The sequence below is a fragment of the Arsukibacterium sp. genome (assembly GCF_033722355.1).
Lineage (GTDB): Bacteria > Pseudomonadota > Gammaproteobacteria > Enterobacterales > Alteromonadaceae > Alishewanella.
In genome coordinates this window covers 1-7,688 of sequence record NZ_JAWVZF010000139.1, presented here as the reverse complement: position 1 = coordinate 7,688, position 7,688 = coordinate 1, and the positions used below count along the sequence as shown (strand labels likewise).

Genomic DNA, 7,688 nt, shown 5'->3' with positions numbered 1-7,688 from the left:
TCAAAGCCATAATCTGAAGCCAGCACATAATCAGCCCGCATCCGCCAGCCGGCGGTATGGTATTTACCATGTGCAACATCCGGGGCATTTTCGGCCGCACCCAAACTTGCCGGGGTAAAACGTTGTTTTATTCTGTCGTGGCTAACCAGGGCTTTTATTGCACTGTTAATAGCATCACCGTCACCATCTGCAGAGGCATTTAAATCACCCAGCAATACAAAGCGTTGTTTTTTAGCCAAACCACCGGTATTGCCGCTGTCGTCATAAATGTAGCCGGCTTTTTCCGGATTAAGATAATCCAGCCAGAAGCGTATCTCGTCATGGTTGCGAATGCCGTTGCGGTTTTCAGGGCCATCAAAAACAGGTGGTGTCGGGTGGCTCGCCAGCAGATGTACCGTCTTGCCGTTAACAATAACAGGGACATCCCAGTGTGACTTGGAAGAAAGCGGCATCTGTTGCCACGCTTCTTCACTGTACCAGGGGCTGCCATCCGGTTTTCTCGTGGGCATAAAGCCTGGCATATCGCGCCATTTAAAGTGCTGAAATGTTCTTACATTGGGTTTGTCTATCGGAAACTTAGACAGAATTGCCATGCCATATTGTCCCGGGTAATAACCAAAACCCCAGGCATCAGAACCCACTCCGCTGGCCCGGCCATCATTGTCCAGATCAAACGGGCTTGGCTGGCCGGTATTGACTGTTGCATAGTAAAAATAAGGGTAATCTATTGCTTCGCTACCCTGTTGCGACTTATTCAGGTAGTTATTAATAAAGGCCTGAATACCCTGCTCTGGCTGGGCGATGTAATCAAATTCATTCAGCAGCAGAATATCCGGCCGCACCCGCTGAATAATGGCTGCTATGTTCTTTACCTGTTGATTATCACCATCAGCTAAAATGCGGGCCAATATCTTGCCATTACCGGTTTGACCGGCGGGCAGGTAGTTGGTTGACTCCATGCTGACATTAAAGGTGGCGACTTTAACCTCAGCAGTTGCAGTGGCCATAGCTACTCCAGGCATTATTAATATTAAGCCAATATAAAGTTGTTTAAGCATAGGTAAAAGACATTGTTTAAATGGTCGCTCAGCATAACGGCGTAATAATTAAAAAACCAGTATCGTGCATATTTAAGCTGACGACCGATATTTTTTTGAGCAATTTAAGATGTGATCATTCGCAACACCGACCAGTCATGTTACACTTGCGTGACAGGCGCCTTTTGACTAAAGAAGAGCTTAAAAGTTCCCGGTTAAATTGTCGTGTAACGAAAATGACATAAAGATTAGTTACACTTTGCCCCAGATAGAAAATTGAAAACAGCATATGTATTCAAACGGAATTAGAACACTACTTTTAACTACCAGGTGAAAACGATATGAAAATAAAACATTTAGCGTTGGCGGTGACTCTGGCATTAGGGTCAGCAAATATCGCTATGGCGAATGATACCTCATCAGGTGTCCGTGGTAATGTAATCGGGCCTGCAGGGCAGGTTATAGCAAATGCCAAGGTGGAAATTGTCCATTTGCCATCAGGTACCCGCTCAAGCGCTGTAACTAACGAAGCCGGCGCGTTTTCAAGTATGGGTTTACGGGTAGGTGGTCCTTACAGAATTACTATTACCAGTGATCAGGGTGTGAAAACCTACAATAACGTCTTTTTGTCGCTGGACGATACCTTACGTTTAACCGCCCAGGTAGAGCCGGCTCAGCAGGTTGAACGTATTACCGTTACCGGACGTTCTATCGTTGCCCAGGATATTGGTAGTAACAGCTACTTCGATGCTGAAGACATCAGAAATGCCCCAACTTTTGACCGTGATATTAAAGACATCGTTCGTAACAACCCACTGGCAGTATTATCGTCCAAAGATGGCGAACTGAGCGTGGCGGGCACCAATCCACGTTTTAACAGTATTTCAGTGGATGGTATTGCCCAGAATGATGATTTTGGCCTGAATGCAAACGGTTATCCGACGACGCGCTCGCCAATATCTTTAGAAGCTATTGACCAAATTACTATTGACGTTTCACCATTTCACGCGAAAGACAGCGGCTTTCAGGGCGCTAAAATAAATGCGGTGACCAAGTCAGGTGGCAACGAAACGTTTGGCTCAGTATTTTATGAAACACAAAATGATGACTTAGCCGGTACACCTAAAAATGGTCGTACAGAAATACCAATCGAATTTGATGAAACAACCTATGGTGCAACGTTAGGCGGCGCTGTAGTGCAGGATAAGTTATTCTACTTCATTTCCTATGAGTACTATGAAGCGAATTCACCTGTAGAATGGGGACCAGCAGGCAGTTCTGCGCCAAACCAGTCCAGAGCCAGTCTGGCCGACTATCAGGCAGTACGGGATATTGCGCAACGTGTTTACAATGTTGATCCGGGCGTATGGGATCTGGCTCCGGTGACTGACGATGAGAAGTTGCTGTTAAAATTAGACTGGAATATTACTGACGAGCACCGTGCTGCGTTTACGTACCAGTACACCAAAGGCAATCGCACCTCTAACCAGAGTTCTAATCCATTTGAGCTGCGCTTATCGTCACATTGGTATAACCGTATTGAAGAACTGACGAACTATGCGTTTAAGTTATATTCAGATTGGACTCCTGATTTATCAACTCAGTTCAGTCTGACTTATATGGATAACCCAACAACCCAGGCATCATTTGGTGATTTTGGTGATGTTTTGGTTGAAACCGACTCTGGCGATATTGCGCTGGGTTCTGATTATTCAAGACACTCTAATGACCTTCGAAAGAAAACTTTTATAATGGCGTTAGATGCTGACTACTTAATTGGTGACCACAGCGTTAGTTTTGGTTATCAGTTTAAGCGGTTGGATATATTTAACCTGTTCTTACAGCGGACCAAGGGTGAATACATATTTGCCAGTCTGGAAGACTTTGAAAACCGTATCGCTGAGGAAATTGATTACCAAAACGCTAACAGCTTAGATCCTAATGATGCTGCAGCGTCTTTTGTCCGCGATGAACATGCATTTTATGTCCATGACGAGTGGGCTTTCAGTACTGATATCACTATCGACTTTGGTATCCGGTATGAAATGCTGGCGTCTGATGATAAGCCATTATTTAATGATCAAATGGCGGCCAGAACCGGTGGTTTAGACAACAGTGAAAACCTGGATGGTACTGGTATCATACTGCCGCGTTTTGCCGTTAAGTGGGATGCAACAGATGATTTAGTGGTTCGTGGTGGCTTTGGTCGCTTCTCTGGTGGTCAGCCAACAGTATGGGTGTCTAACTCGTATTCGAATCCTGGTGTCGGTATAGCTCGGGTAAGCGGTGAAGATTTTACCAATGTCAGTCTGACTCAGGTGCCACAAGAATTACGTGATGCTGTAGCCAACGCTCAGACTTATGGCAGCACGAACTTTACAGACCCTAACTTCGACTTACCTTCAGACTGGCGGGTACAGGTTGCTGCTGATTACCGGTTTGATATCCCGATGCTGGGTGACAACTTCCTGTGGACCAACGAGCTGATGTACAAAAAAGGCGAAAATACCGCTTTCTGGCAAGACGCCAGCTTATTTGGTGATGAAGATGGTACTACCGCAGATGGTGGCCGGATCATTTATGACGATGAAGATGGTAGCACCCGCGATCTGATGCTGACCAATGCTGATAAAGATGGCCGCTCGATCGTATTCACTACTATCCTGAATAAAAACTGGGACAATGGTGTTAGTGTAACAACCTCATACACCAATCAGGACATTACTGATGCGCACACCAGCACCAGCTCGACTGCCAGCAGTAACTATGGTTTTAATACAGTAATAAACCGTAACGAAGCCATTGTGGGCCGGTCGACATTTGAGACAGAGCACCGCTTTGTGGTGAATTTTGGTTACAAGCATGAGTTTTTCGAAGGCTATGCAACCAACATTAATATGTTCTTTGAGCGTCGCTCAGGTAAGCCAATTACTTACTATGCAGATGGTAACGATTTAGATGGTCGCAGTGGTCCTGGTCGTGATCCCTATGGTTTGTTAAGTCCAGGTACGTCAAATGATGCGTTCCTGCCTTATATTCCTACCCAGGGTGATCCAAACGTACGGTTCACCTCGCCAGAAGCAGAAGCGACTTTCTTTAATACCATTAATGCGCTTGGTTTAGATAAGTATGCTGGTGGCTACTTACCTAAAGGTGTAAACACTACCCCGTGGGTGACGACGCTGGATTTAAGTATCCGTCAGGAAGTGCCTGGCTTTAAAGAAGGTCATAAAGGTACTGTTTACCTGACAGTGGATAACTTCATTAATCTGCTGGACAGCTCTAAAGGTAAGGTTTACGGCAGTAACTTTGGTACTACTGAACTGGTTGAATTTACGATAGACCCGGCGACCCGCCAGTATGTTTATGGTAACCCGTCTACCAATACCCGCAACTGGGATACGTTCTATACTGACGATTCAACCTGGCGTTTAAAAGTGGGTGTAAGCTACCGCTTCTAATCTGGGTTAAATTGTGATCTGAAATGCCAGTCTTGCGACTGGCATTTTTTTTAGCTGTTTTTATTTCTATCTGTCGCATTATTAGCGATAATTGCCAGCTGTTTTTCGCAAAGTAGGCGATGTTGTGGCTAAGAATACTATTATTGCTATTGCTGGTGCGTCGGCATCTGGCAAAAGTTTATTTGCATCAACAGTATACCAGGAGCTGGTAGCAGAACTGGGTGGGGAACGAATTGCGATTCTGTCTGAGGATGCTTATTACCGGGATCAAAGTCATTTATCTTTTGATCAGCGGGTTCTGACCAATTACGATCATCCCTCTGCATTTGAACACGGCTTGCTGGTTGAACATCTGCAGCGTTTACGCGCAGGCCAAAGTATTGAGATGCCACAGTACAGCTATAAATTGCATACTCGCCTCGATGAGACAATTAAAGTGCATGCTGCGAAAGTTATTTTAGTGGAAGGCATTTTACTACTTAACGATGAAAAACTACGTCAGCAGTTTGATATCAGCGTATTTATGGATACGCCACTAGATATTTGTCTGTTACGGCGGATTAAACGTGATCTGGAAGATCGTGGCAGAAGTCTGGCATCGGTAACCGAGCAGTATGAAACGACGGTAAGGCCCGCCTTTTTTGAGTTTATCGCTCCCTCTAAACAATTTGCCGATTTAGTGGTAACCCGGGGCGGCAAAAATCAGATAGCTATTGATATTATAAAAGCAAAAATTCGCCAGTTACTGGCAGAATAATAATAATCAGGGATTAACATATGATGGGATTAGTGGGCATTTTTGCTCTGTTACTGGTAGCTATTGCGGCGTCAACACATCGCAGCAGGATAAACTGGCGCACGGTGGGTGGTGCTTTTAGTATACAACTGGCAATTGGTGCTTTCGTCCTTTACGTGCCGTTCGGTCAGGACGTGCTGTACAGTATATCGCAGGTCGTCGCCAATGTTATTGGTTATGCCAATGCCGGTATTCAGTTTTTATTTGGTGACTTAGGCAATTTTTCTCAGGGCTTTATATTTGCCATCCATGTGTTGACGATCATCATCTTTTTCTCATCGTTAATTGCGGTTTTATACCACATCGGGTTAATGAGCTGGGTTATCCGGCTTATCGGTGGTGGTTTACAAAAGTTATTAGGTACCAGCCGGCCGGAGTCGATGTCAGCAGCGGCTAATATATTTGTTGGTCAGACCGAAGCGCCGTTAGTTGTCAAACCGTTTATTCCGACGATGACCCGCTCGGAGTTATTTGCGGTTATGGTCGGTGGTCTGGCATCGGTAGCCGGTTCCGTACTGGCTGGTTATGCCGGCTTAGGCATTGAGCTGAAATACCTGATAGCGGCCAGCTTTATGGCGGCGCCGGGTGGTTTTTTAATGGCAAAAATAATATTGCCGGAAACTGAGCAGCCAAAAAATGAGTTGGCTGAAATCAGCACCGAGAAGCCCCATACTAATGTGATTGATGCTGCGGCTGCCGGTGCTTCCAGTGGCATGCAGCTGGCACTGAATGTTGGTGCTATGTTACTGGCTTTTGTCGGCTTAATTGCCTTGGTAAATGGTATTGTCGGTGGCATAGGCGGCTGGTTTGGCAATGAAAATCTGACCCTGCAGCTGATATTCGGCTATGTTTTTCAACCTCTGGCTTTTGTTCTGGGTGTTTCCTGGGAAGAAGCCCGGCTCGCTGGCAGTTTTATTGGCCAGAAACTGGTTATTAATGAGTTTGTCGCATACCTCGACTTTGTGCAGGTGAAAGATCAGTTAAGTGCTCACACTCAGGTAATAGTGACTATTGCCTTGTGTGGTTTTGCTAACTTTTCGTCAATTGCCATTTTGTTAGGCGGTCTGGGCGGTATGGCTCCGGGACGCCGGGCCGATATTGCAGAGCTGGGATTAAAAGCCCTGCTTGCTGCAACATTGGCCAATCTGATGAGTGCTGCAATTGCAGGACTCTTTTTTTCCTTAGGCTAACAAACAGGTCTTTTATATGACACAGCAAGTTCCAACGTTAGATATAAGACGGTTTGCCACCGACAAAGATAACTTTGTTGCCGAAATTGGCAAAGCCTACACTGAATTTGGATTCTGCGGCATTAGTGGCCATGGAATTTCTGACGAGGTGGTAGCAAATACTTACCGTGCAATTAAACAGTTTTTTGCCTTACCCAATGAGGTTAAAGCAAAATATCATAAGCCAGGGCAGGGGGGCGCGCGGGGCTACACCGGTTTTGGTGTTGAAAAAGCCAAAGACTCTAACCACCCTGATTTAAAAGAGTTCTGGCACGTTGGCCGTGAACTGGAGGGGCCTGCACCACACCCGTGTTTATATCCAAATGTCTGGCCGGTTGAAGTGCCGGGGTTTCAGGAGGCAACTTATACGCTTTATACCGAGCTGGAAAAGCTGGGTAATCGGGTACTTGAAGCGTTAGCGTTGTATCTGGGGCAGGACCAGCATTACTTTGCTGATAAAGTCGATTACGGCAATTCAATATTGCGGCCTATTCATTATCCGCCGATTAAAGATACCTCCACCGAATCTATTCGTGCTGGCCAGCATGAAGATATCAACCTGATCACATTGCTGGTGGGCTCTAATGAAGCCGGGCTGGAAATTCTGCGCCGTGATGGCAGCTGGTTACCGGTAACCACTATTGAAGGCACGATAGTGGTTAATATTGGTGATATGCTGCAGCGGCTGACTAACCATGTCCTGCCGTCAACTACCCACCGCGTTGTTAACCCAGCGGGAGCTGCAGCGGGTGAGCCGCGTTATTCTATTCCGTTTTTTATGCACCCTAATCCGGATTATGTTATTGAAACACTGGAGACTTGTATTAGCGAGACACGGCCTAATCGCTATCCTGAACCGATTAATTCCAACGACTATTTAATGCAGCGTCTGGAGGAAATTGGTTTGCTGAAAAAGGCGAAGTAAGCACCAGCTTGCTCAGCAAATAAGCGAACGGGTGAAAACGAGCAGAATAGTTGAATTCAGTAGTTGACTAGTTTTTTTGAATCGCTATACTGCTCGCCATGTTAAGCACCTGGTGCGAAACATACGCAGATGTGGTGGAATTGGTAGACACGCAAGCTTCAGGTGTTTGTGCCCACAAGGCGTGAGAGTTCGAGTCTCTCCATCTGCACCAAATTAACCGGCCATGGCCGGTTTTTTTGT

5 protein-coding genes and 1 tRNA gene are annotated in these 7,688 nt (G+C 45.9%); 5 read left to right on the top strand and 1 reads right to left on the bottom strand.

Features of this window, described 5'->3' with window-relative positions:
* A partial coding sequence (locus tag R3177_RS11610; protein WP_318971192.1) for an endonuclease/exonuclease/phosphatase family protein occupies window positions 1-1,007 on the bottom strand: 1,007 nt, incomplete at its 3' end.
* 371 nt (window positions 1,008-1,378) lie between these two features.
* Between R3177_RS11610 and R3177_RS11605 the strand changes: the two genes are divergently transcribed.
* The 5 genes from R3177_RS11605 to R3177_RS11585 all read left to right on the top strand — a co-directional run bounded on the left by R3177_RS11605 (window position 1,379) and on the right by R3177_RS11585 (window position 7,659).
* Window positions 1,379-4,498 carry a TonB-dependent receptor domain-containing protein gene (locus R3177_RS11605; protein ID WP_318971191.1) on the top strand — a complete coding sequence of 1,040 codons (3,120 nt, stop codon included), beginning with the start codon at window positions 1,379-1,381 and terminating at the stop codon, window positions 4,496-4,498.
* Window positions 4,499-4,622: 124 nt separating this feature from the next.
* On the top strand, window positions 4,623-5,255 hold the full coding sequence (gene udk / locus R3177_RS11600) for a uridine kinase (RefSeq protein WP_318971190.1): 633 nt from the start codon (window positions 4,623-4,625) through the stop codon (window positions 5,253-5,255).
* Window positions 5,256-5,275: 20 nt separating this feature from the next.
* Window positions 5,276-6,484, top strand: a complete 1,209-nt coding sequence (locus R3177_RS11595; RefSeq protein ID WP_318971189.1) for a NupC/NupG family nucleoside CNT transporter — start codon at window positions 5,276-5,278, stop codon at window positions 6,482-6,484.
* A gap of 16 nt (window positions 6,485-6,500) precedes the next feature.
* Window positions 6,501-7,448, top strand: coding sequence for an isopenicillin N synthase family dioxygenase (locus R3177_RS11590; protein WP_318971188.1), 948 nt, complete (start codon window positions 6,501-6,503; stop codon window positions 7,446-7,448).
* A 125-nt stretch (window positions 7,449-7,573) separates the two neighbouring features.
* Window positions 7,574-7,659: transfer RNA gene (locus tag R3177_RS11585), tRNA-Leu, on the top strand.
* Window positions 7,660-7,688 lie beyond the last annotated feature (29 nt).

What these genes read in the sequence shown, in the direction of transcription:
- R3177_RS11595 (WP_318971189.1), top strand. Translation starts at nt 5,276, where the DNA reads ATGATGGGATTAGTGGGCATTTTTGCTCTGTTACTGGTAGCTATTGCG.
- R3177_RS11590 (WP_318971188.1), top strand. Translation starts at nt 6,501, where the DNA reads ATGACACAGCAAGTTCCAACGTTAGATATAAGACGGTTTGCCACCGAC.
- R3177_RS11605 (WP_318971191.1), top strand. Translation starts at nt 1,379, where the DNA reads ATGAAAATAAAACATTTAGCGTTGGCGGTGACTCTGGCATTAGGGTCA.